The 25,140-nt window shown below is 59.0% G+C and carries 27 protein-coding genes; 12 read left to right on the top strand and 15 right to left on the bottom strand.

Going from position 1 to position 25,140, the window contains the following annotated elements; genetic code table 11:
* The 5 genes from QN399_RS16980 to prlC form a co-directional block, all read right to left on the bottom strand.
* Nucleotides 1–1,260, bottom strand: coding sequence for a cytochrome c (locus QN399_RS16980; protein ID WP_322177160.1), 1,260 nt, complete (start codon nt 1,258–1,260; stop codon nt 1–3).
* Nucleotides 1,261–1,272: 12 nt separating this feature from the next.
* Entirely contained in the window at nt 1,273–3,057 is a 1,785-nt protein-coding gene (locus QN399_RS16975) for a GMC family oxidoreductase (protein ID WP_322177159.1), read from the bottom strand.
* Between the two features lie 2 nt (nt 3,058–3,059).
* On the bottom strand, nt 3,060–3,806 hold the full coding sequence (locus QN399_RS16970) for a gluconate 2-dehydrogenase subunit 3 family protein (RefSeq protein ID WP_322177158.1): 747 nt from the start codon (nt 3,804–3,806) through the stop codon (nt 3,060–3,062).
* Between the two features lie 375 nt (nt 3,807–4,181).
* Entirely contained in the window at nt 4,182–4,469 is a 288-nt protein-coding gene (locus QN399_RS16965; RefSeq protein ID WP_322177157.1) for a YheV family putative zinc ribbon protein, read from the bottom strand.
* Nucleotides 4,466–6,517, bottom strand: coding sequence for an oligopeptidase A (prlC, locus tag QN399_RS16960; protein ID WP_330201297.1), 2,052 nt, complete (start codon nt 6,515–6,517; stop codon nt 4,466–4,468). Before prlC ends, QN399_RS16965 begins: the two co-directional genes overlap by 4 nt.
* 103 nt (nt 6,518–6,620) lie before the next feature.
* Here prlC and QN399_RS16955 point away from each other — a divergent pair, with 103 nt between their 5' ends.
* Nucleotides 6,621–7,169, top strand: a complete 549-nt coding sequence (locus tag QN399_RS16955) for a gamma carbonic anhydrase family protein (protein ID WP_330201296.1) — start codon at nt 6,621–6,623, stop codon at nt 7,167–7,169.
* Nucleotides 7,170–7,316: 147 nt separating this feature from the next.
* Here QN399_RS16955 and QN399_RS16950 read toward each other — a convergent pair whose 3' ends face one another.
* Nucleotides 7,317–8,381 carry an aminopeptidase gene (locus tag QN399_RS16950; RefSeq protein ID WP_322177154.1) on the bottom strand — a complete coding sequence of 355 codons (1,065 nt, stop codon included), beginning with the start codon at nt 8,379–8,381 and terminating at the stop codon, nt 7,317–7,319.
* A gap of 95 nt (nt 8,382–8,476) precedes the next feature.
* On the opposite strand from QN399_RS16950, the gene QN399_RS16945 reads away from it, so the two are divergent.
* Entirely contained in the window at nt 8,477–8,887 is a 411-nt protein-coding gene (locus tag QN399_RS16945) for a hypothetical protein (RefSeq protein WP_322177153.1), read from the top strand.
* On the opposite strand, the gene QN399_RS16940 is transcribed toward QN399_RS16945, so the two are convergent.
* Nucleotides 8,888–9,121: a DUF1161 domain-containing protein gene (locus QN399_RS16940; RefSeq protein ID WP_219063326.1), complete on the bottom strand. Its 234-nt coding sequence runs from the start codon at nt 9,119–9,121 to the stop codon at nt 8,888–8,890.
* Nucleotides 9,122–9,295: 174 nt separating this feature from the next.
* Nucleotides 9,296–9,727 carry an OsmC family protein gene (locus QN399_RS16935; RefSeq protein WP_322177152.1) on the bottom strand — a complete coding sequence of 144 codons (432 nt, stop codon included), beginning with the start codon at nt 9,725–9,727 and terminating at the stop codon, nt 9,296–9,298.
* A 238-nt stretch (nt 9,728–9,965) separates the two neighbouring features.
* On the opposite strand from QN399_RS16935, the gene QN399_RS16930 reads away from it, so the two are divergent.
* The gene (locus tag QN399_RS16930) at nt 9,966–10,967 is read left to right on the top strand and encodes an LLM class flavin-dependent oxidoreductase (protein ID WP_322177151.1); all 1,002 of its coding nucleotides are present in this window, start codon (nt 9,966–9,968) and stop codon (nt 10,965–10,967) included.
* Between the two features lie 91 nt (nt 10,968–11,058).
* Here QN399_RS16930 and QN399_RS16925 read toward each other — a convergent pair whose 3' ends face one another.
* Together QN399_RS16925 and QN399_RS16920 are read right to left on the bottom strand one after the other, a co-directional pair.
* Nucleotides 11,059–11,283: a DUF1161 domain-containing protein gene (locus QN399_RS16925; protein ID WP_322177150.1), complete on the bottom strand. Its 225-nt coding sequence runs from the start codon at nt 11,281–11,283 to the stop codon at nt 11,059–11,061.
* Nucleotides 11,284–11,420: 137 nt separating this feature from the next.
* A complete protein-coding gene (locus QN399_RS16920) occupies nt 11,421–11,636 on the bottom strand; it encodes a dodecin (protein WP_322177149.1) in 216 nt (71 codons plus the stop codon).
* 155 nt (nt 11,637–11,791) lie between these two features.
* Between QN399_RS16920 and QN399_RS16915 the strand changes: the two genes are divergently transcribed.
* Nucleotides 11,792–12,118 carry a DUF883 family protein gene (locus QN399_RS16915; RefSeq protein ID WP_322177148.1) on the top strand — a complete coding sequence of 109 codons (327 nt, stop codon included), beginning with the start codon at nt 11,792–11,794 and terminating at the stop codon, nt 12,116–12,118.
* On the opposite strand, the gene QN399_RS16910 is transcribed toward QN399_RS16915, so the two are convergent.
* Nucleotides 12,119–13,018, bottom strand: a complete 900-nt coding sequence (locus QN399_RS16910) for a LysR family transcriptional regulator (protein ID WP_330201295.1) — start codon at nt 13,016–13,018, stop codon at nt 12,119–12,121.
* 124 nt (nt 13,019–13,142) lie between these two features.
* Here QN399_RS16910 and trpB point away from each other — a divergent pair, with 124 nt between their 5' ends.
* From trpB to QN399_RS16895, 3 genes are all read left to right on the top strand, one after another.
* Nucleotides 13,143–14,372 (top strand): tryptophan synthase subunit beta, encoded by a 1,230-nt coding sequence (gene trpB, locus QN399_RS16905; RefSeq protein WP_322177147.1) that lies wholly within the window; start codon nt 13,143–13,145, stop codon nt 14,370–14,372.
* On the top strand, nt 14,369–15,181 hold the full coding sequence (gene trpA / locus QN399_RS16900) for a tryptophan synthase subunit alpha (RefSeq protein ID WP_322177146.1): 813 nt from the start codon (nt 14,369–14,371) through the stop codon (nt 15,179–15,181). The genes trpB and trpA overlap by 4 nt, the downstream gene beginning before the upstream one ends.
* 121 nt (nt 15,182–15,302) lie before the next feature.
* A complete protein-coding gene (locus QN399_RS16895) occupies nt 15,303–15,767 on the top strand; it encodes an anti-virulence regulator CigR family protein (protein ID WP_330201294.1) in 465 nt (154 codons plus the stop codon).
* 74 nt (nt 15,768–15,841) lie between these two features.
* Here the strand turns inward: QN399_RS16895 and QN399_RS16890 are convergent, their stop codons facing one another.
* A complete protein-coding gene (locus tag QN399_RS16890; protein WP_322177144.1) occupies nt 15,842–16,174 on the bottom strand; it encodes a DOPA 4,5-dioxygenase family protein in 333 nt (110 codons plus the stop codon).
* A 101-nt stretch (nt 16,175–16,275) separates the two neighbouring features.
* Between QN399_RS16890 and QN399_RS16885 the strand changes: the two genes are divergently transcribed.
* Entirely contained in the window at nt 16,276–16,929 is a 654-nt protein-coding gene (locus QN399_RS16885; RefSeq protein WP_322177143.1) for an NAD(P)-binding oxidoreductase, read from the top strand.
* Nucleotides 16,930–16,954: 25 nt separating this feature from the next.
* Here QN399_RS16885 and QN399_RS16880 read toward each other — a convergent pair whose 3' ends face one another.
* Nucleotides 16,955–17,905: a LysR family transcriptional regulator gene (locus tag QN399_RS16880; protein ID WP_322177142.1), complete on the bottom strand. Its 951-nt coding sequence runs from the start codon at nt 17,903–17,905 to the stop codon at nt 16,955–16,957.
* Between the two features lie 114 nt (nt 17,906–18,019).
* Here QN399_RS16880 and betC point away from each other — a divergent pair, with 114 nt between their 5' ends.
* The 3 genes from betC (at nt 18,020) to QN399_RS16865 (ending at nt 22,191) form a co-directional block, all read left to right on the top strand.
* Nucleotides 18,020–19,525, top strand: coding sequence for a choline-sulfatase (gene betC / locus QN399_RS16875; RefSeq protein WP_322177141.1), 1,506 nt, complete (start codon nt 18,020–18,022; stop codon nt 19,523–19,525).
* A gap of 36 nt (nt 19,526–19,561) precedes the next feature.
* On the top strand, nt 19,562–20,482 hold the full coding sequence (gene choX, locus QN399_RS16870; protein ID WP_322177140.1) for a choline ABC transporter substrate-binding protein: 921 nt from the start codon (nt 19,562–19,564) through the stop codon (nt 20,480–20,482).
* A 140-nt stretch (nt 20,483–20,622) separates the two neighbouring features.
* Entirely contained in the window at nt 20,623–22,191 is a 1,569-nt protein-coding gene (locus QN399_RS16865) for a SulP family inorganic anion transporter (RefSeq protein WP_330201293.1), read from the top strand.
* Nucleotides 22,192–22,216: 25 nt separating this feature from the next.
* Here the strand turns inward: QN399_RS16865 and aroE are convergent, their stop codons facing one another.
* Both aroE and hemF read right to left on the bottom strand, forming a co-directional pair.
* Complete coding sequence (gene aroE, locus QN399_RS16860) at nt 22,217–23,041, bottom strand: shikimate dehydrogenase (RefSeq protein ID WP_330201292.1); 825 nt, start codon at nt 23,039–23,041, stop codon at nt 22,217–22,219.
* A gap of 26 nt (nt 23,042–23,067) precedes the next feature.
* Nucleotides 23,068–23,982 (bottom strand): oxygen-dependent coproporphyrinogen oxidase, encoded by a 915-nt coding sequence (hemF, locus tag QN399_RS16855; protein ID WP_330201291.1) that lies wholly within the window; start codon nt 23,980–23,982, stop codon nt 23,068–23,070.
* Between the two features lie 182 nt (nt 23,983–24,164).
* Between hemF and QN399_RS16850 the strand changes: the two genes are divergently transcribed.
* Nucleotides 24,165–25,139, top strand: a complete 975-nt coding sequence (locus QN399_RS16850; RefSeq protein WP_322177136.1) for an NADPH:quinone reductase — start codon at nt 24,165–24,167, stop codon at nt 25,137–25,139.
* Nucleotide 25,140: the final 1 nt, after the last annotated feature.

The following is a 25,140-nucleotide window of genomic DNA, read 5'->3' as shown; positions in this document are numbered from 1 at the left end:
TCAACCGGCCTTGCGGATGCTTGCGACATCCCCAGCCTTCACCGTTCCCGCCTGATTCCCCCAACTGCTGCGGATGAAGTTGACCACATCAGCCACTTCCTGATCCGACAGACGCCAGGCGTAGGCGGGCATGGTGAAGGTCGACGGCGCGGTATGGGTCGCCGCCAGCGTGCCGCCTTTGAGGACGATGTGAATCAACGAGGTCGCGTCTTCGGACTGCAACACCGGGTTGCCTGCCAGTGCCGGGAACACGCGGGTATAGCCGTGGCCATCGGTGCGGTGGCAGGCGGCGCAGTTATCGATGTAGACCGCAGCGCCGGCTTTGCTGTCATCGCCTTTCCACAGCGCTTTGGCGACCTGCTCATCGTATTGATGGGGCTGATCGTCGAGGTTGTTGGCAGGCAGAGTTTTCAGGTAACGGGCGATGGCGGTCAAATCTTCATCGCTCATGTATTGCATGCTGTGCACGATCACGTCGGTCATACCACCGAACACTGCGCTGCGGTCGCTGCGGCCGGTTTTGAGGAACTGAACCAGCTGCGCCTCGGACCAGCTCCCCAGGCCATCTTTATGATCGCCACGCAGGCTTTTGGCGATCCAGCCTTCAAGCGGTGCGCTGCCGGACAGGAATACGCTGCCTTCATTCGCGCTCAAGGCTTTTTCCTGCATGCTGATGGCCCGCGGTGTGTGGCACGCGCCGCAATGGCCAAGGCCTTCAACCAGGTACGCGCCACGACTGACCACTGCATCTTGCGCGACTGGTGCCCGATAGGCCTCGACCTTCGGCGCGAACATCCAGCGCCAGCCCGTCAACGGCCAGCGCATGCTCAATGGCCAGGGGATGTCGACGGCCTTGTTGTCCTGAACGACGGGCTCTACACCTTTCATGAAGTACGCGTACAACGCCTGCATGTCGGCTTCGGTCACTCGCGCATACGATGGATAGGGCATGGCGGGGTACAAGGTGCTGCCGCTTTTGGCGACACCCTGACGCACAGCGTTGTCAAAGTCCTCGAAGCTGTAGGCGGCTATGCCGGTCTTGTCCGGGGTGATGTTGGTCGAGTAAATCGTGCCAATGGGCGTTTCCATAGGCAGCCCACCGGCGAATGGCTTGCCATCCTTCGCGGTGTGGCAGGCCACGCAGTCACCGGCACGCGCCAGGTATTCGCCCTGTTTGATTAACCCCGAGTCCGGGTTATCAACAGCGAAAGCAGGGGCACCAAAACACAGGGCCAAGGTCGCGATAAGCAGATTTTTCATGATCATCGCTCCTTATGCCTGAACCAGCGGGCCTGGGTTTTTCAGGTACTGCTCGCGAATTGCCTTGGCCGACCAGTAGGTCAGCGCAGCCACCAGACCTGTCGGGTTATAACCAAGACCTTGTGGGAAAGCTGACGCCCCCGGGACGAAAACGTTATGCACGTCCCAGCTCTGCAGGTAGCGATTGATCACACTGGTTTTCGGGTCGGTGCCCATGATCGCGCCGCCGTTCAGGTGGGTGGTCTGGTAGGCAGCTGTGTTGAAGTGCTCGCCCACTTTTTTGCCCAACACGGCGATGGCTTTGGGGTTCATGGCTTCGGCAATTTTGCTCAGTTTCGAGACCATGAACTGGTTCATCTTGATGTCGTTTTCCTGCCAGTCGAAGGTCATGCGCAATAAAGGCTGGCCGTAGGCATCGTGGTAGGTCGGATCGAGATCCAGGTAGTTACCCCGGTAGGACTGATGCGCGCCGTGGGCGTCCATCGACACTTGGTGCGAATAAAAATCGGCGGTGGTGCGCTTCCAGGCACTGCCCCAGGCTGGCGTACCCGGCGGGTTCGACGTACCGGCAATCGGCCGGCTGCCCGCCTGGTTGACCCACATCGGTGAGCCCCCGACGAAACCGTGCGGCCCGTGATCGAAGTTGTCCGCGTTGAAGTCATCAATCGCAACGCCCGCGCCACCCGCACCGATGAAGTTGTTGGTGTACACGTCTTTGTCGAAGAACGCCTTGATGGTTGCCATGTTCTGGTAGGCGAAGTTTTTGCCGACCACACCCTCTCCGGTTTTCGGGTCGTAAGGCTTGCCGATCCCGGAAAGCAGGAGCATGCGCACGTTATTGAACTGAAACGCACCGAGGATCACCAGATCCGCCGGCTGCTCGATTTCCCGGCCCTGCGCATCGACGTAAGTCACGCCGGTGGCCTTGGTTTTGCTGCTGTCGAGGTTGATTCGCAGTACATGGGAATTGGGCCGTAGCTCGAACGTCGGGGTCTGTTTGAGCGCCGGCAGAATATTCACGTTGGGTGAGGCTTTGGAATACATGTAGCACACGTACCCGCTGCAAAATCCGCAGAAATTGCACGGCCCCATCTGCGCGCCATAAGGGTTGGTGTAAGGCCCTGAGGTATTGGCCGAGGGCAGGTCATACGGCTTGTAGCCCGCGACGCCGGCAGCTGTATGAAACAGCTGCGCGGAGTAGGTTCTTTTCTGCGGCACCAGGGGGAAATGATCGGAGCGATCGGGCGCATATGGATTGCCACCTTTGCCCTGGCCGACATTCTCGCCCTTGACCGTCCACGCCTGACCGGAGGTGCCGAAGACTTTCTCGGCGAAGTCGAAGTGCGGCTCCAGCTCTTCATAGCTGACGCCGAAATCCTGAATGGTCATGTCCTTGGGGATAAAGCTTTTGCCATAGCGCTCTTCGTAATGACTGCGCATGCGAAGCTCGATTGGGTCGACCCGAAAATGCACGCCGGACCAATGCAAACCCGCGCCGCCCACACCATTGCCGGGCAGAAACGCACCGAGTTGGCGGTTAGGCAGGGCCACGTCATTGACGCTGTGACGGATGGTCACGGTTTCCTTGGAGATGTCCTGAAACAGCTTTTTGCGCACGCTGTAGGTCAGTTCGTCGATTACCTGAGGATAGTTACCGTCCGGGTAGGTGTCTTGCATCGGTCCGCGTTCAAGGGCGAGCACATTGAGCCCGGCCTCGGTGAGTTCCTTGGCCATGATTGCGCCGGTCCAACCAAAGCCGATGATCACTGCATCGACCTTCTTCATGATGGTTGCCATGCTCAAGCCCTCTCGCCGCGAATAGACACTGCCGGGAACGGGTAGGGCTCGTTGCGTTCGACCCAATCCATGAAATCGGCGCGAGCGCCTGGGAAACCGACCATGGTCCAGCCAACCAGGCCCTTATTGCCACCGTGGATCGGGTCGCAGAAAAAACCCTCCTTGGTGTTTTGCAGCAACAGATTGAAAAACAGACTCGGCGGCACGCTGTCGAACGTCGCCTTGCCTGCTTCCAGCTGCTTGAGTGCCTCGTCCTGCGCAGACGGGCTCAACTCGGCGAAGACCTTGCCGTATTGCTGTTTGCACCAGATGTCGCAGTCAGCGATGCCCAGACGGTAGATGTCCTTGGGCACCAGCTTGCTCTGCCAACCCATTTCCTTCGGCGCGTCGGCCACGAAAGGCCCTTGCATGAACCACAGTGCACCGCTGGCATACGGCGTGTTCATCTGCCGATCAATGTATTCCGGCGCACCGGCTTCCAGGGCGCCAGGACCTTGTTCGTCATCCGGAATCAGGCGCGCGACCGCCGCGTTGATGAAGGCCCATTCTTCAGCCGTGAAATAATTCGGCTCGTACACCCCATGACTGGCAGGGGCTTCGGGTGGCGGTGTGGCGGTGGTCACGACCGGTGGTTGGGCCAACACGACGCTACTGCCCAGACCGAAACCAGCACTGGCAACCGTCACCACGGGGATCAACGTCAGGGTTTTGCGCAGAAACTCACGCCGCGGATTGTCTTGCTCAGACATGGGAGACCTCATCTTGCGATCACGGTTAAGGAGCCGCTCTTGGACGGCCCGTCTTTTCGGGGCTGTTGGGTCGCACAGACAAGGTGTCACGACTTTGATTACAGAACACGCCGGCAAGCTTTAGTTACAAATGGTAGCAGGCTAACAATAAGAAAAATCGTTTCAGCATCAAAAATCAGATCATTCCGACAAATGAAATCGGTATCAGATTCGAAATAACCGTTCGTTTAGGCGAAAAAAGACCATTCCCGTCTCTGGCGAGCGGTTATGTTTTGGAGGGGATATCGGGGAAATACCTGCAGGAGGCCCCGCCCCGTCGTCGATAGCGCGGCGTCGACGATGGGATGGCATCTCCTGCAGGGGGAAACCAGCGATCTAGCTTGGATCAACCGGCTTTTTCAGCTTGGGATTAGGGAAAAACTGCACGCCCTGCACCTTTGGATCGGCCGCTTTTACCACTGGTTTGTTGACCCGCGTGCCGAGTTCTTTGGGCACGGACAGCCCCTGCTCGTTGAGGGTGTCGGAGTAACCGCAGCCCACACATTCGCGATGAGGGACGTCGTTCTCGCTCCACATCATCAACTTGTCAGGCTCGCTGCACGCCGGGCAGACAGCCCCGGCAATAAAGCGTCTTTTGGTGATCGTTACCGGTGCCTCAGTCATAGTGCCGCTCCCTCACTCAAGCCTGAATGGCGCAAGAGTGCGTCAATCGTCGGCTCACGTCCGCGGAAGTCGACGAACAGCACCATCGGCTCCTGTGAGCCGCCGCGCGCCAGAATCGCTTCGCGGAACGCGCGACCGGTGTCGGAGTTGAACACCCCTTCTTCCTCGAACTTCGAGAACGCATCGGCCGACAACACTTCAGCCCACTTATAGCTGTAGTAACCCGCCGCGTAACCGCCGGCAAAGATGTGCGCGAAGCTGTTGGGGAAGCGGTTATAGGCCGGCGGACGCATCACCGACACTTCATCGCGAATGCCCTCAAGCACTTGCAGCACACTGCGACCGTCGCCATGGGTGGCGTGCAGTTCGAAGTCGAACAGCGAGAATTCCAGCTGGCGAACCATCATCAGTCCGGACTGAAAGTTCTTCGCGGCGAGCATTTTTTCCAGCAAGTCCTGCGGCAGCGCATCGCCGGTTTCGTAATGCGCTGAAATCAGCGCCAGGCCTTCAGGCTCCCAGCACCAGTTCTCCATGAACTGGCTCGGCAACTCGACCGCGTCCCACGCCACGCCGTTGATACCCGACACGCCCGCGTGTTCGACGCGGGTCAGCAGGTGATGCAGGCCATGACCGAATTCGTGGAACAGGGTGGTCACTTCATCGTGGGTCAGCAGCGCAGGCTTGCCGCTTACCGCAGGGGTGAAGTTGCACACCAGGTTCGCCACCGGATTTTGCAGCAGACCTTTAGCCGTACGACGACGATCCCGTGCGCCGTCCATCCAGGCGCCGCCACGTTTGTTGGCGCGAGCATAGAGGTCGAAGAAGAAGCGTCCGACGTGTTGGCCGTTTTCTGTGATTTCGAACAGACGAACATCCGGGTGCCAGGTGTCAAAACCTGTTTGCTCGGCGATTTCAATGCCATACAGGCGCTGCACGATAGCAAACAGGCCGGTCAGCACTTTATCGATGGGGAAGTAAGCGCGCAGGGTTTCCTGGGAGACGCTGTAGCGTTGCTCACGGAGCTTTTCCCCGTAGAAACCGCTGTCCCAGCTTTGCAGGTCGGCGCAGCCTTGCTCGGCGGCATAGGCCTTGAGCTGTTGCAGGTCTTGAACGGCGAACGGCTTGCTGCGTTTGGCCAGATCGCGCAGGAAACTCAACACGTGATCGCTGGTCTCAGCCATTTTGGTCGCCAGGCTCAACTCGGAGAAGCTGGCAAAACCGAGCAGCTGGGCCAATTCACGGCGCAGGTCGAGGATGTCTTCCATGACCGGACCGTTGTCATTCTGACCGGCATTCGGGCCCTGATCGGAAGCTCGGGTGCAGTAGGCCGCGTAAATTTCTTCACGCAGGGCGCGGTCTTCGGCGTAAGTCATTACCGCGTAGTAGCTCGGGAATTCCAGGCTGATCAACCAGCCGTCGAGGTCCTTGGCCTTGGCTGCGGCGGCCATCTGCGCTTTGGCCGAGTCCGTCAGGCCGGCGAGGGCGGCTTCGTCGGTAACGTGCTTGGTCCACGCCTGCGTCGCATCGAGCAGTTGGTTGGAGAAGCGGCTGCCCAGCTCAGACAATTTGCTCTGCACCTCGGCATAACGCTGTTGCTGTGCAGGCGGCAAGTCGATACCCGACAGGCGGAAATCACGCAGCGAGTGTTCGAGAATGGTTTTCTGCGCCACGTCGAAGCCGGCGGCTTCCGGGCTGTTGGCCAATGCCTCGAAAGCCTGGAACAGTTCGCGGTTCTGGCCCATCTCGGTAGAGTAGGCACTCAACGCTGGCAGGCAAGACTCATAGGCCTCGCGCAATTCGGCGCTGTTGCACACGGCATTCAGGTGGCTGACCGGGCTCCAGGCCGCGCCCAGGCGGTCATTGAGCTCGTCCATGGCCAGGATCAGACCGGCCCAGGTCGGCTGTTTGCTCTGGGTCACAAGGATCTCGGCAATCGCGCTACGGTTGTCGGCAAGGATCTGGTCAATCGCCGGTTTGACGTGCTCAGCGCGGATCGCCGAGAAGGGTGGCAAGTCATACGACTGTAAAAGAGGGTTGTTCGCGCTCACGGTTTAGCACCTTGGCTGGAAGAATCACTGGCACATCTTAATTACAATCGACGCTGACCGCAGCACTCAGACCCATCTATAAGTCTCAGAGAAGGAACCTATCGTGGCTATTCGCAAATATCAGCACCACATTCCAGTGCTCGCCGAGCGCGCATTTGTCGACTATTCGGCGGTGGTGATCGGCGATGTAGAGATTGGCGCCGACAGTTCGATCTGGCCGTTGACCGTGATTCGCGGCGACATGCACCACATCCGCATCGGCGCGCGCACCAGTGTCCAGGACGGCTGCGTGCTGCACATTACCCATGCGGGCCCGTTCAACCCGGACGGCTTTCCCCTGCTGATTGGCGATGAAGTGACCATCGCCCATAAAGTCATGCTGCATGGCTGCACGGTCGGTAATCGCATCTTGATCGGCATGGGCAGCATCGTCATGGACGGTGCGGTGGTCGAGGACGAGGTGATCATCGGCGCTGGCAGCCTGGTACCGCCGGGCAAGCGATTGGAGAGCGGCTTTCTGTACGTTGGCAGCCCGGTGAAACAGGTGCGGGCGCTGACAGACAAAGAGCGCGCATTCTTCAGCTACAGCGCCAGCAACTACGTGAAGCTCAAGGATCAACACCTGGCCGAAGGTTACAATCAGCCGCTGTGAGCTGATCCCCTGTAGGAGCTGACTTGTCTGCGAATAAGCCCGGCACGGGCTTCCGACGGGTTTGGGTTTGGGTTTGACCCTGCCGCCATGATCGGGATCAAGGGGCAGCCGGTGGGCCGCGTTGAATGGTCTTCGCAGCTCCTACAGTCATGTGTCTGATCCCGCCAGCCTCCGCAACGCCGCCTTGCGCTGTTCCATCGGCAGCGCTCCCAGCTTTTCCACTGCGCCGTAGAACGCGGGCCAGTCACCGTTGACCTGCTTGAACAGCGCGGCAAATGCCGGCACCCACTGGTCGTAGAGTCCAAAGGGCAGCAGTTTGGCGTTGTTCATCGGCGCATTGATCCAGGGATCGAAGCGTTTATCGCCTGCCCACTGCGTATCGCGCATCTGCCGATAATCACGGCGCAACCGCTCGAACTCCGCCGCTTTGCGCTCACGCATCATCTCGGCCGCGAGTGGCTGATCGTACAGTGCCTTCAAGCGTTCCCGAGTATCCAGAACCAACTGAATAAACTGATCATTCTGTTTCGAGGCCGCCAGGCTTTGCGGGGCCAACCCTCGTGCCGCCCGCCATTGGCGGGCGCCTTCCTGCTCGACGAAGTTGGCATAGGACTCGTTGAACTCAGTGTCGTCCTTCACATAAAAACGCTGATGCGCCAGCTCGTGAAAAATCAACGCGGCCATGCGCTCATCACCCCGACTGAGCATCGAGCTAAGAATGGGATCGTCGAACCAGCCCAGCGTGGAATATGTTTCTACCCCACTGACGTAGACATCCATGCCTGCCTGACGCTGCAACGCGGCCTCGCCTCTGGCTGCGCCCTGGCTGTAATAACCGCGATACGCGACGCACCCGGCGACTGGAAAGCAATGGGTGACCGGGTCCAGCGAGAACGCCCCTGTCGCGAACACATTCCACACCACATAAGGTCGGCCGATATCGACATACAGGCGGTAGCTGGGGTTATCCGGCAGGTGCAGTTGATGGCTGGCGAAAGCCCGAGCCTGCTGCGATTTGATCAGATGCTCGCGCAATGCCGGGGCGCTATTGGGGTCGGCGATGACCTCGGCCACCGGTTCACGGGCATGCAGCAAGCGCCATTGACCGCTGGCCAGTTGGCTGTAGTAATCGATGCTGGAGCAGCCGCCAAGCAAGAACAACGTCAGTAGCGCAAAACCACGGCTGAGAAACAGCCTGTCGTGTCGAATCATGCTCCGGCCTTAATCTCTTATTGAATAAGCGTTATGCCGGACAGTCCGCCCCTGACGCAACTATCATTAACACGTGTTCGATCACGGAGCCTGCCATGCGCCAGCCATTATTGATATCTGCCCTGATTGCCCTCGCCGGGTGCGCCAGCCCTATGCCGCCTGCTGACCCGCAGCAGGCGTGGGTCGAGATGTTCACCTACACCGGGAACCTGGTGATGGCCGACAAGCTCGACGGTAAGCGACTGGACGACGGGCGTTACTTTCAGGTGCCGCCCGGCAGCCACGAGTTGCAGATGCGGTATGACTACGAGATCTACGGCGGCGGGTTTGGCGGAATGTTCGAGAGCTCGCAACGGACGTGTTACATCGTCCTGCGTTATGACCACTTCGCCCCAGGGCAACGTTATCGTCTCGAAGGACGCTCGGCTGGCATCACCATCAGCGGCCGTTTGTATGACGCCCAGCGCCAGATGGTCGCCGAAGACCGCGAGGTCACCTGTCTGTGATCACTTGTCGTTCTTTTGGTAGATGATTTTTTTGCTGCCGCCCTCGCATGTGCCGACGACCATGTTCTGGTCATGCACTTCGTCATTGCTGACGATTTCCAGGGTGTAGGAACTCACATTATTGGCCTGGATTCGGGACTCGATCTCGGCCTTGAGTTCTTCGCAGGGTTTGACTGCCGCCAACACGCTGGTGGCCGATACGGTACAGATAACAGCTAAAACGAAACGTTTCATACTCGACTCCTTCGATACGGCGCACAGAGTACTGCGCTAACGCTGCAACGATCCATTCGACTTTCATTACGTCGGCCACGTGTGACGTCAATAGCGGCTGAATACGGAGGGCAGAGCGAGTGAACAGCCCGCACAGGCTGAGCTGTGCGGGCCTAGTCGTGGCAACGAGGTCGATTAGCTGACCAGCGTTGCGTCCAGGGTGATTTTCGCGTTCAGCACTTTGGACACCGGGCAGCCTTCTTTGGCTTTCCTGGTCAGTTCGTCGAACTGCTGCTGCGTGGCGCCCGGGATCTTCGCTTTAAGGATCAGGTGCACGGCAGTGATGGAAAAACCTTCAGCCAATTGCTCCAGGGTCACTTGGGCTTCAGTATCGATGCTGTCGGCTTTCAGATTGGCTTCGCCGAGAATCATCGACAGCGCCATAGAGAAACAGCCCGCATGAGCCGCGCCAATCAGCTCCTCCGGATTGGTGCCCTTGCCGCCTTCGAAGCGCGCCTTGAAGCCGTAGGGTGCTTTGTTAAGGACATTGGTTTCGGTGGAGAGGCTACCAATACCGCTCTTCAGATCGCCTTCCCAATGTGCCGATGCTTTCTTGATAATGCTCATGGTCTCTCCTCATGACAGTGTGCGAGGGGGTTCGCACAGGGACTAAGGTTCTGAGGATGGCCGTCTCGATAAAGTTCAACTGCCGGTAAAACCTAGTAATTTAGTAGGACTTTTCCGGCCCAGCCATTGAATCTCAGATATCTGCCCACATTCTTTATAAATCAGGGTAGGTTTTGGTCATCCTCAGGCGTCATAGGCCAAGCCTGCACAACGCACTCTAGAGGCTATTTAGCGGCTTATGAAACGTTTAGCGGATATCAAAATCTCAACCCTCGATCTGGTGCCCGTACGCCAGGATGCCGGCCCGGCGCAGTCTCTGCGTAATTCGCTGGATCTGGCGCAGCATGTTGAAAAACTCGGTTACAACCGTTTCTGGGTCGCCGAGCACCACAACATGGACGGCATCGCCAGCTCCGCGACAGCGGTGTTGCTCGGCTATCTGGCCGGTGGCACCTCGACGATTCGGGTCGGGGCGGGCGGGGTCATGCTGCCCAACCATGCACCGCTGATAATCGCAGAACAGTTCGGCACCCTCGCCAGCCTGTACCCGGGGCGGATCGACCTGGGCCTGGGCCGCGCACCAGGCTCCGATCAAATGACCGCTCGCGCCCTGCGTCGTGAGCGATCCGGCAGCGCCGACGATTTTCCTGAAGACGTCACCGAGCTTCTGCGCTATCTCGGACCGCGCACACCTGATCAAAAAGTGATCGCTGTGCCGGGTTCGGGCACTAACGTTCCGGTCTGGTTGCTGGGTTCCAGCTTGTTCAGCGCGCAACTGGCAGGGGAGCGCGGTCTGCCATATGCCTTTGCCTCACACTTTGCGCCGCGTTACATGCACGAAGCCATTCGCGTCTACCGCAATCATTTCAAGCCCTCGACCTATTTGGAAAAGCCGTACGTCATGCTCGGCGTGCCATTGGTGGCTGCCGATACCGACGAACATGCGGATTACCTGGCAACCTCGGTCTATCAGCGGATTCTGGCGTTGATGCGCGGCCAAAGCCTGATGCAGCGTCCACCGGTCGACACCATGGACGCCCTATGGTTACCCCATGAGCGCGAAGCGGTCGCGAGTTTCCTCGGCCTGGCGATGGTCGGCGGCCCGCAGAAAATCCGCGCCAAACTGGATGTGCTGCTGGAACAGACCCAAGCCGATGAGTTGATCTTCACCTGCGACCTGTATGAACACACGGATCGACTGCGCTCGTATGAGATTCTGGCGCAAACCGTGCTGGGCTGAGGCTCACCCAAAAAAAGAGTGGCGAAAACCCCGTCACTGGACATAAAAAACCGACGCCATGTGCGTCGGTTTTTTATGAAACAGCGATAAGTCAGCCGCGTTTGTACACGATTTCCTTGGTACCGCGTTCACAGGTACCGACTACTTTCCCGTCGGCCGCACTGCCTTTGGCGACGACTTCCAACGTGTAGGTCGAGGCGCCCTTTGCCTTGATCTTCGCGTCGATTTCCGACTTCAAATCATCACAGGACTTGCCAGCTGCCATCGCAGTTCCCGCAATGCTTAACAAACCAACTGCCAGTAGAATTTTCTTCATTGGTCACACTCCCTCGTTAAATTAACCAGGTTGAAAAACAACCCAAGTCCTTGACCGCGCCAACCGTTTCTAGACAGCGGGTTCTCTTGTGTGTAGCGGAAATTATGGCAATCGGCCAGTGCGAAAGTTCAGCGCAGTCAGCTATTCTCAATCCGGAAGCCGACGTTCAGGGTGACCTGATAGTGTGCAACCTTGCCCTCTCTGATGTGCCCTCGGGTTTCCAGCACTTCGAACCACTCCATGTGCTTGATGCTCTTATTGGCTTCAGCGATTGCATTATTGATGGCGTCTTCAATCGTTGTGGACGATGAGCCGACTAACTCGACTTTCTTGTAGGTATGGTGATCAGTCATGACGGTTCTCCTGAAGGTGTCGATAAGAGCGTAGCAGTGAAATTGCACCTTACTCCCTGAGCGAAAATCATCTGAAACGTTAATACGCACCGCACTTTCCTCAAACCCCGCAGTCGGAAAGAACACACGCCTCTCATCAATGCAGGAGATCCACCATGGCCAACACTTCTTTACGTAAAGCCTCGTTGCAAAGCATGGAAGCCGAGATCGAAAGCCTTCTCAAGTCCCTTGAGAGCCTTAAGTCCGACGCCTCGGAAGAGTCGCACAAAACCCTGAAAGCCTTGAAAGCCAACGCCGAAAGCGCACTGAGCCATTCACGCCACCTGCTCAGTGATGTGTATGAAGACGTCAAGGAAAAGACCCGCGAAACCGGTGTCGCTACCCGTGATTACGCTCAAGAACACCCGTGGACCACCGCAGGTGTGGCCGTAGGCGCTGTCGGTCTGCTGGCAGCTTACCTATTGTGCAAACGCACTCACTGATCAGCCGCTGGCAGCACGCTCAAGCTCAGTCTTGAGCCACTGCGCCAACTGCTGAGCACGCCCGTCTGCGGCGCGTTTAGGTACCCATAACGCCAGCTGCGCCGGGGTTTCACTGAAACCCCAAGGCGCAGCCAGGCGTCCGGCGCGCAAATCATCGGCGACCAGGGGTTCCGGGGCAATGGCGATGCCCAGCCCGGCGACGGCTGCCTCCAGCAAATAATACAAATGCTCGAAACCCTGCCCGTAATGCAAGGCAGCAGGCTCGATGCCGTTTTGTTGTGCCCAAAGAGGCCAGGCTTGCGGACGCGACGTCGTTTGCAGCAATGCCTCACTCAGCAGCGCTTGAGCTGGTGCCTGGCGCAGGTGCTCGAAACGCGCAAACCGTGGGCTGAGGACCGGGCCGATACGCTCGCTGGCCAGTTCATAGACCTGCATGTCCACAGGCCATGGTGGCTCGGCGAAGATCAGCAACGCGTCCAGACCCGGTCGACGCGGGTCTAGATCGCCTTCGCCCGCCGACAAGTGCAGACGAAGATCCGGCAGTTCGGCATTCAGTCGGCCCAGGCGCGGGATAAACCAGCGTGCCAGCAGGCTGCCCGAACAGCCGAGAACGAAAGGCGCATCAGCCTTATCGTGGGTCAGCTCCGCACACACGGTACGCAACCGCTCAAACGCCTCGGCACTGGCATCACGCAAACGAATGCCGGCATCTGTGAGTTTAAGGCCGCGCCCATCCTTGACGAACAAGGCCAGCCCCAGATGCTCTTCAAGCACTTTAAGCTGGCGACTGACCGCCCCGTGGGTGACGTGCAGCTGCTCGGCAGCCTGACTGACGCTGTTCAAGCGCGCCGCCGCTTCGAAAGCGCGCAGGGCGTTGAGGGGAGGGAGATCGCGGCTCATGGTATCTGTGAGTTTTCCTGACAGGTTGCGTTGATCTTATCGGTTTTCATTGATGCTCGTGCTGGTTAAAGTGAGCTCATTGCCTGATTGGCTAATCCTTTTCTTCAAACCACCTGGAGGTCCCATGACCCAGACTAACTTCAGCAGCGGCCCTGATGCCAATGGCCTGTTTGGCTCATTCGGCGGCCGCTACGTGGCTGAAACCTTGATGCCACTGGTACTCGACCTGAACCGCGAGTACGAAGCCGCCAAGATTGATCCTGAATTCATCGAGCAACTGGCCTATTTCCAGCGCGACTACATCGGCCGTCCAAACCCGCTGTATTTCGCGGAACGCCTGACCGAGTATTGCGGCGGCGCGAAAATCTACTTCAAGCGCGAAGAGCTGAACCACACCGGCGCGCACAAGATCAACAACTGTATTGGTCAGGTGTTGCTGGCCAAGCGCATGGGCAAGAAACGCCTGATCGCTGAAACCGGTGCTGGCATGCATGGCGTGGCTACCGCCACCGTCGCTGCCCGCTTCGGTCTGCCGTGCGTGATCTATATGGGCGCCACCGACATCGAGCGTCAACAGGCCAACGTGTTCCGCATGAGGCTGTTGGGCGCGGAAATCGTCCCGGTCACCTCCGGCACCGGCACCCTGAAAGACGCCATGAACGAAGCCCTTCGCGACTGGGTGACCAATGTCGACGACACCTTCTACATGATCGGTACCGTGGCTGGTCCACACCCGTACCCGGCGATGGTGCGCGACTTTCAGTCGATCATCGGCAAAGAAACCAAAGTACAACTGCAGGAAAAAGAGGGCCGCCTGCCAGACAGCCTTATCGCATGTGTCGGTGGCGGTTCCAACGCCATGGGCCTGTTCCACTCGTTCCTCAATGATGCCAGCGTCAAACTCATCGGCGTCGAAGCCGGTGGTCACGGGGTTCATACCGGCAAGCACGCCGCCAGCCTGAACGGCGGTGTTCCCGGCGTATTGCACGGCAATCGCACCTATCTGCTCCAGGATGCCGACGGCCAGATCACCGACGCGCACTCGATTTCAGCTGGCCTGGATTACCCTGGCATTGGCCCTGAGCACGCTTACCTGCATGAAGTGAAGCGCGTTGAGTACGTCAGCATCACGGATGACGAAGCCCTCGAAGCCTTCCACCACTGCTGCCTCCTGGAGGGCATCATCCCCGCTCTGGAGACCGCGCACGCCTTGGCCGAAGCCATGAAACGTGCAAGCAACCTGCGCGATGACCACTTGATGGTGGTCTGCCTCTCGGGCCGTGGCGATAAAGACATGCAAACCGTGATGGACCATATGGCCGCCGATGCCAAGACTCAGGAGAAACTGGTATGAGCCGCCTGGAACAACGCTTTGCCGAGCTGAAAACCGAAGGCCGTGCGGCACTGGTGACCTTCGTCACCGCCGGCGACCCTGGCTACGATGCATCGCTTGCCATTCTTAAAGGCCTGCCAGCAGCGGGTGCCGATGTGATTGAGTTGGGCATGCCGTTCACCGATCCAATGGCCGACGGCGTGGCGATCCAGCTGGCGACCCTGCGCGCACTGGACGCTGGGCAGACACTGGCGAAAACCCTGAAAATGGTTGGCGAATTCCGCGTCAATGACCAGACCACCCCGATCGTGCTGATGGGTTACTACAACCCGATCCACCGCTTTGGCGTCGAAGCGTTCGTCGCTCAAGCCAAAGAAGTCGGGGTCGACGGTTTGATCATCGTCGACCTGCCACCAGAGCATGACACCGAACTGGCAACCCCGGCCCAGGCCGCAGGCATCGATTTCATTCGCCTGACCACACCGACCACCGATGACGCGCGCCTGCCACGCGTGCTGGAACGCAGCTCCGGCTTCGTTTACTACGTGTCGGTCGCGGGTGTCACCGGGGCCGGTTCCGCGACCTCGGATCAAGTTAAAACCGCCATCGAACGTCTGCGTCGCCACACCGATCTGCCAATCAGCGTCGGTTTCGGTATCCGTACTCCAGAGCAGGCGGCCGCGATTGCCAGACTGGCTGACGGCGTTGTAGTGGGTTCGGCACTGGTGGACAAGATCGCCACCGCCGCGTCACCGAAGCAGGCAATCGACGACGTGTTGAGCCTGTGCTCGGCCTTGGCCGAAGGCGTGCGCAAGGCCCGTGTCAAGTAAGAGTAAAGATTGGGTGAGCGAGGAATTTAAACCTCGGCAGACACACCAAGTAACAAGCGAAAGGGGTTTAGAGCCGATGGCTTAAACCCCTTTTTGCTGACCGAATTTCGAGGAACGAGAAATGAAACTGCCAACCCGTTTGATTGCAGGCCTAGGTATCTTGATGATCAGTGCCAGCCCGTTGTTGCATGCTGATGAACGCGATCAGCGTGGCGGCCAGGATGGCGGCCGTCAGGGCGAAAATCACCAAGGCAATGGCAACCAGGAAAATCGCGGCCACGATGAGCGCCATGATCGTCGTGACGATCATGGCCCACGTCGCCCGCCAGAAAATTTTGACGAGGCGCGACGGTCCTTTCATGATCACCGCGAATTCATCGGTCGTGGCCAACCTCTGCCTCCAGGCTTCCGTATTGAGCGCGGCCGTCCACTGCCCTACGGCTACGGCGAGCGCCTGGACCCGCGCGCGATTGAGCAATTGCCGCGTTACGACGGTTACGAATGGCGTCGAGTGGGCCCCGACATAGTGTTGATCGCGCTGACCACCGGGGTGATCTACACCATCCTTGAGGGCGTGCTGAACTGATTGATTCTCTGCAGGAGCCAACCCGACTGCGCGTCCCGGTTTCTCCTGCAGATTCGTCACGCTGACTAACCCTCTTACCGCTTGAACATCGAAACGTCCAGATCCCGAACCGCCCCCATCCAGATCGCATGCTCCGTGTGGTCCGCCAGGTCATCGCCCGTCAGCGGGTGCAGCAACACCACCAACCCCTTGCGATTAAGCGCCAGCCAGAGCACCACATCCGCCAACTGGGCGTGATCAAACGCCAGCTGGCAGCTCCAGTTCGGGTGCGGACCTACCGGTTTTTCATGCATCCGCCCCATCTTTACCCCAAAACGCCGCGCAACCTCTTCGCACAATGCACGGGCCTGATCGATGGTCTGCTCGTCGAAATAAACGTGGGCGTGGTAGCCCTCAACACCGTGCATTGCTCAATCTCCAAATAACCGCTGCGCGGACGCGAACTGCTGCGGGATAAAAAGGGTCAGAACCTTAGAGAGACGTTATCCACAGACAAGGATTACTCGCTATGAAAAATGCCGAAACTCCGGTTCTGAAACTGGTTTTGTACGGTGCCATCAGCAGTTTTGGCAGCGCCTTGATGGCAGAATTCCTGCGGCGCCAGCATGAAGTCATCGCCATTCTCGATGATTTGAACGCCTTGGCGCCGCGTCCGGGATTGCGCACCAAAGTCGGCAACCTGTTCGACGCCGAGCGCGTCAGTCAAAGCGTAGCTGGCTGCTCGGCGGTCATTTGCCTGCTGGACGCCCACGTATTGCCCGTGGGCAGCGGTGAAACGCGACCCGCGATAACGCCGGGGCCAGTAGATCAAATCAGCGCCACCCAGAACTTGATCCAAGGCATGCAACGCATGGGTATCAAGCGACTGGTGCTGGCGGGCAACTTCGCCGTGCTTGACGAGGCGCCTGAAACTGACGAGCAACAGCGAAACGCGGCGGAAACCATCGTCGAGTTATTGCGCGACAGTGACCTGGACTGGACGTTGGTCAACGCTCCCCAAGGCGTACTCGGGCTGAGCATCGAGCACTTTAGCCAGATCAGCGACACCCTTGAACCGGGCCTGGCCGAACCCCTGGAGCGGCTGGCTCGAGTGGCCGCAGGCATCGCGGATGAATTGCTCTTGAACCTGCATGTGCGAGAGCACGTGAATTTTGTGTGCTAAATGAAATGTGTAGACGACTGCCGGATCACACCGCAATCGAGGGCAACGGCCTGCCCGCCAGCAAGTCCCCACTCTGCGCCTGCTCGGTCGCCAGCCAGTCGACGAATTGCTGCACCAGTTGCACTCGCCGTTTTCGCTGGGGCAGTACGACGTAATAACCGTGGGCCGAGATGGCGGTGGCGGCGATGGGGCGACAGAGCAGCCCTTGCTCCAGCAGCGCATCGACCAGATGCCGCCAACCGATGGCCACGCCCTGACCGGCAATTGCAGCCTGGATCAGCAGGGTGTAATTGTCGAAGCGCAATTGGCCGGGGGCAGGTGCCTGCTGAATATTCAGCGCACGAAACACGCCGCTCCAGTCGAACCAATTGCTGCTGCCTTCGCCCCGCAAGTGCAGCAGTGGAAGCTCCAGCAGCGCATCAGTGGGCAAGGGCAGGGAACGCCCGGCCAGCAATTGCGGGCTGCACACCGGGAACACTTCTTCGCTGAACAACCAACGGCTTTCACCCTGCTTGAAACGCCCATCGCCGAACAGCACCGCGACGTCGACATCGGCGCGCAACATGTTGTAACTACGCTCACTGGTGACCAAGCTGACGTCCACATCCGGATTGGCCTGGTGAAACCGATGCAGACGCGGCATCAACCAATAGGCGGCAAACGCAAAGTCCGTGGCGACCTGCAGCACCTCATGTTGGCGCTGGGCGGTGACGGCATTTAGCCCGCCCTCGATGGACTGCAACCCGGCTTGCACATAACCGAACAGCACCTCGCCCGCCTCTGTCAGCTCGATGCCCCGATAGATGCGGTCGAACAACCGTGTAGCAAGCTGTTCTTCCAGGCGTTTTATTTGCTGGCTGACGGCAGGCTGCGTGGTGCCCAGCTCAACAGCCGCCGCGGTAAAGCTGCGCTGTCTCGCGGCGGCCTCAAAAGCACGCAGCAGATCCAGTGAAAGATCACCAAGAGCTTCATACATAAGCTGAGCTTATCCTAGGTATTGTTTTGCATGGGCTTTACCACTAAACCTGTGGGTCGCATCCTCAAGCGCAGCACTCTCGCATAAATATCCACTATGGAATGCCGCGAATACATGAAGCGCAAGAACATTCTTTTCATCATGGCCGATCAAATGGCCGCGCCGATGTTGCCGTTTTACGCCTCATCTCCTATCAAAATGCCCAATCTGAGCCACCTCGCCGCCGAAGGCGTGGTATTCGATGCTGCCTATTGCAACAGTCCGCTGTGCGCGCCCTCGCGTTTCACCCTGGTCAGCGGCCAACTGCCGAGCAAGATCGGCGCCTATGACAACGCCGCTGATTTCCCGGCCGATGTACCGACCTATGCCCATTACCTGCGTCGCCTCGGCTATAAGACCGCGCTGTCCGGCAAGATGCACTTTTGCGGGCCGGACCAGTTACACGGCTATGAAGAACGCCTGACCAGCGACATTTACCCGGCTGACTATGGCTGGTCAGTGAACTGGGACGAGCCGGATGTGCGGCCAAGCTGGTATCACAACATGTCGTCGGTGCTGCAAGCCGGTCCCTGCGTGCGCACCAATCAGCTGGATTTCGACGAAGAGGTGGTGTTCAAGGCCCAGCAATATTTGTTCGATCACATCCGCGAAGAGGGTGATCAGCCGTTCTGCCTGACCGTGTCCATGACCCACCCTCACGACCCGTACACCATCCCGAAAACCTTCTGGGACATGTACCGCGACGAAGACATCCCGCTGCCGCGACCGCATGCCGATCAAGCCGGGCAAGACCCGCACTCGCAACGTCTGCTCAAGGTCTACGACCTGTGGGACAAGCCGATGCCTGTGGATAAGATTCGCGATGCGCGCCGCGCCTATTTCGGGGCGTGCAGTTACATCGATAGCAATGTCGGCAAGCTCCTGCAAACCCTCGAAGACACCGGTCTGGCCGACGACACCATTATCGTGTTCTCGGGCGACCACGGCGACATGCTGGGCGAGCGCGGCCTCTGGTACAAAATGCACTGGTTCGAGATGTCAGCCCGCGTACCACTGCTGGTCTACGCGCCGGGGCAGTTCACGGCGGGTCGGGTCAGCGCTGCGGTGTCCACCGCCGACTTACTGCCAACCTTCGTTGCGCTGGCCGAGGGCGAACTGGAAGCCGGCCTGCCGTTAGACGGTCGCTCACTGGTCCCCCATTTGCGGGGTGAGCCGGGGCATGACGAAGTGTTTGGCGAATACATGGCCGAAGGCACGATCGGTCCGTTGATGATGATTCGACGTGGCGCCTATAAATTCATCTATTCGGAACAGGACCCTTGCCTGCTGTTTGATGTGAACAATGATCCGCAAGAACGCGAAGAGCTGAGCCAGTCACCGGCGCATCAGCAACTGTTCGCTGATTTTCTGGCCGAAGCACGGGCCAAGTGGGACATACCGGCGATCCACCAACAAGTGCTCGCCAGTCAACGTCGGCGGCGCTTTGTCGCGCAGTCGTTGGCCATCGGCAAGCTGAAGAGCTGGGATCACCAGCCGCTGGTAGACGCCAGTCAGCAATACATGCGTAACCACATCGACCTTGATGACTTGGAACGCAAAGCACGTTATCCACAACCCTAACCCTGCCAAGACTAAAAAAACCAAAGGGGCACACTCATGATGAAGTTATCCACAACACTTGCGGTCGGTTTCATGGCATTGGGCAGCGTTTCCGCTTATGCCGAGCAGAGTTGCAGCACGGTAAAAATGGCGGATCCGGGCTGGAGCGATATCGCCGCGACCAACGCCATCGCCAGCGTCTTGCTGGACGGCATGGGTTACAAGGCCAAGGTCGACACGCTCGCGGTACCGATTGCATACGGTGGGCTCAAGGATGGCCAGGTGGATGTCTTCCTCGGCAACTGGATGCCTGCGCAACAAGGCTTTTACGACAAGTTCGTGGCCAATGGCGATGTCACACAGTTGGCCAAGAACCTGGACGGCACCGAATTCACCCTCGCCGTGCCGGACTATGTCTGGGACGCGGGTGTGCATAACTTTGCCGACCTGAACAAGTTTGCCGACAAGTTCGGCAAGAAGCTGTATGGCATCGGCTCCGGCGCACCGGCCAACCTGTCGCTGCAATCGATCATCAAAAAGAACGAATTCGACCTGGGCCAGTGGAAACTGGTTGAGTCCAGTGAGCAGGCGATGTTGGCTGAAGTCAGTCGCAACGTGAAGAAACAAAGCTTCGTGGTGTTCCTCGGCTGGACCCCGCACCCGATGAACGTGCAGCTGAAAATGCACTACCTCAAAGGTGGCGAGGCTTATTTCGGTGACACCGGCAGCGTTTATACCCTGACCCGCAAGGGCTACAGCCAGGCCTGTCCGAACGTAGGCAAGTTGCTGACCAACCTGAGCTTCACCCAGGAAATGGAGAACAGCATCATGGCCGAGGTGGTTAACAAGAAAATCACCAACACTGAAGCGGCCAAGGCCTGGATCAAAGCCAACCCGGCAGTCCTGGATAAATGGCTCGACGGGGTGAAAACCCTCGACGAGAAGGATGCACTGACGGCGGTAAAAGCCACGCTTTAAAGCCCTTTGGGCTTATCGCGGGCAAGCGCGCTTCTACAGTAGATCGCATTTCCCTGTAGAAGCGCGCAGCGGTCACCTTCACTTGCGCCCACATCGCTAAAACCTCACCCTTACGCCTCTGCAAAATTACCGAGAGTTTCATGGGTTGGCTCAATCGCCACAAATTTTTGCCGTTCCTCGAATGGCTGCCCCGGCAGACCCGCGCCAGCGTCGGTCGTGATGCCGTGGTGGGGCTGAGCGGAGCGATTCTGGCGCTGCCGCAATCCATAGCTTACGCCCTGATCGCTGGCTTGCCGCCGGAGTACGGCCTGTACGCGGCCATCGTTCCGGTACTGATTGCCTGCCTGTGGGGCTCGTCGTGGCACTTGATCTGCGGCCCCACCGCGGCGATCTCTATCGTGCTGTACGCCAGCATCAGTCCCATGGCGGCTCCGGGCAGTCAGGACTACATCACCCTGATCCTGTTGCTAACCTTTCTCGCCGGGATCTTTCAATGGCTGCTGGGGCTGCTGCGCTTTGGCGCTGTGGTGAACTTCGTTTCACATTCGGTGGTGCTGGGCTTTACCTTGGGCGCCGCCGTGGTGATTGCGTTGGGGCAACTGCCTAATTTGTTCGGCCTGGAACTCAGTGGCCAGACCACCGCGCTTCGAAGCCTGATGACGCTGCTTGAGCATCGGGGCGAGATCGACCATCCCTCGTTGATGCTAGGCGTCATAACTCTGGGCCTGGGCGCGTTTCTGAAATACCTGGTGCCCCGTTGGCCGACGCTGCTGATCACCCTGGTGGCCGGGAGTGTATTGGTCTGGCTGTGGCCCGCGATGTTCGGCCACGTTAAGTTGGTCAGCGCCTTCGTTGGGCATTTGCCGCCGTTCAGTGCATTACCACTGGACCTGGAGCTGGCTCTGAAACTCCTGCCCAGTGCCGTGGCAGTAGGCATGCTCGGGCTGGTCACCAGCTTGTCGATTGCCCGCTCGCTGTCCGCACGCTCGCAACAATTGCTCAACGCCAATCAAGAACTTCGCGCCCAAGGCCTGTCCAACATGGTGGGCGCCTTGTTCTCGGGCTATCTGTCCTCCGGCTCCTTTACTCGATCAGGCCTGAGTTACGAAGGCGGCGCTCGCTCGCCATTGGCCGGGGTATTTTCGGCGCTGTGGGTGGCGTTGTTCGCGGTGGCCGGGGCGTCGTTGATCGCACACATCCCGATCCCGAGCATGGCAGCATCGATCCTGTTGATCTGCTGGGGATTGGTCGACCATCGCGGCATTCGCTCGCTGTTCCGCGTCAGTCATCCAGAGTTCCTGGTGATGGCACTGACCTGCCTGGCGACCCTGTTGCTGGAGCTGCAAACGGCGATTTACGCGGGCGTGCTGGCGTCGCTGTTCTTCTACCTCAAGCGCACCTCACAACCACGGGTCCAGCAGTGGCGCGATGGCGACGACGATATCCTGCGGGTCGGCGGCTCGATCTTTTTCGGCGCCAGCCATTACCTGCAAGTCATTCTGCAACGCAGTAAGGGGCCGCGCGTGGTGATCGATGCGCAACACATCAACTTCATCGATTATTCAGGCGTTGAAATGCTCCATCAAGAAGCCCGCCGCCTGCGTGCCCATGGCCGCAGCCTGACCCTCAGGCGCGCCCGGCCCCAAGTGATCGAGGAACTGCGCAAGCTCGAAGGGCCAGAGAAATGCCCGATTCTGTTCGAGGATTAACGGTGACCGGGCGGGCGCCCAGGCATCAGGCGCTGGCCAACTGCCGTCGTAACTCAGCCAGCACAGGCCCCGTATCCGGGCGAACGCCGCGCCATAGATAGAACGCTTCCGCAGCCTGCTCTGCGAGCATGCCCAGACCGTCCAGCACGTGGGCCGCGCCGTGCTCGGTGGCCCAGCGGCAGAATGACGTCGGCTCTTTGCCGTACATCATGTCGTAGCAGACGGTATGACCCGGCAGAATAAGGCTTGGCGAAATCGGCGGCAGCTCACCCGCGAGGCTGGCGGAAGTGGCATTGATGATCAGGTCTACCGGCTCTGCCAGCCAACTGAAACCAGCGGCGGACACCGGCCCCAGGTCGGCGAATTGATGGGCCAGCAACTCGGCTTTTTCCACGGTGCGATTGGCGATCACCACCGCCAGCGGTTTTTCAGCCAGCAGCGGCTCCAGCGCACCCCGTACCGCACCACCCGCGCCGAGCAGAAGGATGCGTTTGCCCTGCAAGCTGACGCCGGCATTTACCTTCAAATCCCGCACCAACCCCGCGCCATCGGTGTTATCGCCGAGCAGTCGACCATCGGCCCCCTTACGCAACGTGTTCACGGCACCCGCACGCTGTGCGCGCTCGGTCAGGCTGTCGGCCAAGCGAAAGGCCTGCTCCTTGAACGGCACGGTGACGTTGGCGCCCTGGCCGTGCTCAAAGAACGCCTGAGCGCAGCCGATGAAATCGTCCAGCGGCGCCAGCAAGGTGCTGTAATCGAGCTGCTGACCGGTCTGCTCGGCGAACAGACGATGGATCAACGGCGATTTGCTGTGGCCGATGGGGTTACCGAAAACGACGTAGCGGTCCATGGGGATTCCTGAATTTTGACCCGGTATCAGGCCTGCGCCAACCAATCGCGATCCTGCAAGAAATACTCGGTCAGACGGGCTTCTTCGGTGCCGGGCTCGGCTTTCCAGTCATAGCCCCAGCGCACGTGCGGCGGCAGTGACATCAGGATCGACTCGGTACGCCCACCTGATTGCAGGCCGAACAGTGTGCCACGGTCATAGACCAGATTGAACTCGACGTAACGGCCGCGACGAAACTCCTGAAACTCCCGCTGTTGCGCGGTATACGCCGTGGCCTTGCGGCGCTGAACGATCGGCAGATAGGCCTCGATGTAGGCATCGCCAATCGCGCGCAGGAAGGCGAAGCTGGTGTCGAAATCCCACTCGTTCAGGTCATCGAAAAACAAGCCGCCAATACCGCGTGGTTCGTTGCGATGTTTGATGTGGAAGTAGGTGTCGCACCATGCCTTGTAACGCGGATAGACATCGGCCCCAAACGGCGCACAGGCCTGCTCGGCGACACGGTGCCAATGCACACAGTCTTCTTCTACCCCGTAATACGGCGTCAGGTCGAAACCGCCGCCGAACCACCAGACCGGCTCTTCGCCTTCTTTTTCGGCGATGAAAAAACGCACGTTGGCGTGTGAAGTCGGTACATGCGGGTTGTGTGGGTGGATCACCAGCGACACGCCCAACGCCTCAAAACCTCGCCCGGCCAGCTCGGGCCGATGGGCGCTGGCTGACGGTGGCAGGCCGGTGCCGAATACGTGGGAGAAGTTAACCCCGCCTTTTTCGATCACTCCGCCATTCTCGATGACTCGGGTACGCCCACCGCCGCCAGCCGGGCGAGTCCAGGCATCTTCGACGAAGCGGGCGCTGCCATCTTCGGCTTCCAATGCGTTGCAAATCCGGTCTTGCAGGTCAAGCAGGTAGGCTTTAACGGCCTCGGTGCGGGTAGTCATCGGGTCACCTTGAAACATCACTGAGCCACCGGGGTTACGGGGGGTGGCAAATTGGCGCGTAGCATACCACCGGCGTTATGGCCGCCGCAGTTGACGAAGATCAAGGGAGAGCGTTCGATGGCCCTTTTCGTAGTAGTCTTTTTCCGTATTTTTTGTTTCCACTCATCACCGGAGATGAACAGATGGCAAAGCGTATCCAATTCAGCACCGTGGGTGGCCCTGAAGTCCTTGAGTATGTGGACTTCGAACCTGCCGAACCGGGCCCACAGCAGGTCTGCGTGCGCAACAAGGCGATTGGCCTCAATTTCATCGACACCTATTTCCGCAGCGGGCTGTATCCGGCGCCATCCATGCCGTCAGGCCTGGGGACCGAAGGGGCGGGTGTGGTTGAAGCGGTCGGCAGCGAAGTCAGCCAGTTCAAGGTCGGCGACCGCGTGGCATACGGCGTTGGTCCACTGGGTGCATACAGTGACATCCACGTGATTCCCGCCGCGAATCTGGTGAAGTTGCCGGAGTCAATCAGCTTCGAAGACGCTGCAGCGGTGATGCTTAAAGGCCTGACCGTGCAATATCTGCTGCGTCAGACGTATGCGGTGAAGAGTGGTGAAACGGTGCTATTCCATGCCGCTGCTGGCGGCGTCGGTTCGCTGGCTTGCCAATGGGCCAAGGCCCTGGGTGTGAAGCTGATCGGGACTGTCAGTTCGCCGGAAAAAGCCGCTCATGCCAAGGCACTCGGTGCATGGGCGACCATCGATTACAGCAAAGAAGACGTGGTCAAACGGGTTCTGGAATTAACCGACGGCAAGAAATGCCCGGTGGTATACGACGGTGTGGGGCAAGACACGTGGCTGACGTCGCTCGATTGCGTGGCGCCGCGCGGTTTGTTGGTCAGCTTCGGCAATGCATCAGGGCCCGTGGCCGGGGTTAACCTGGGAATTCTCGCGCAGAAAGGCTCGCTGTACGTCACTCGCCCGACACTGGCTACTTACGCCAACCCCGAAAACCTGCAACGCATGGCCGACGAACTGTTCGCGATGCTTACCAGCGGCAAGGTCAAGGTGGGTGACGTCCAGCGCTACGCCTTGAAAGACGCAGCCAAGGCGCAAACCGAGCTCAGCGCCCGGCGCACCACAGGCTCAACGATTCTGATTCCATAAG

Source organism: Pseudomonas sp. 10C3 (genome assembly GCF_036346185.1).
Classification (GTDB): Bacteria; Pseudomonadota; Gammaproteobacteria; order Pseudomonadales; family Pseudomonadaceae; genus Aquipseudomonas.
This window is presented reverse-complemented; position numbering and strand designations above follow the sequence as displayed.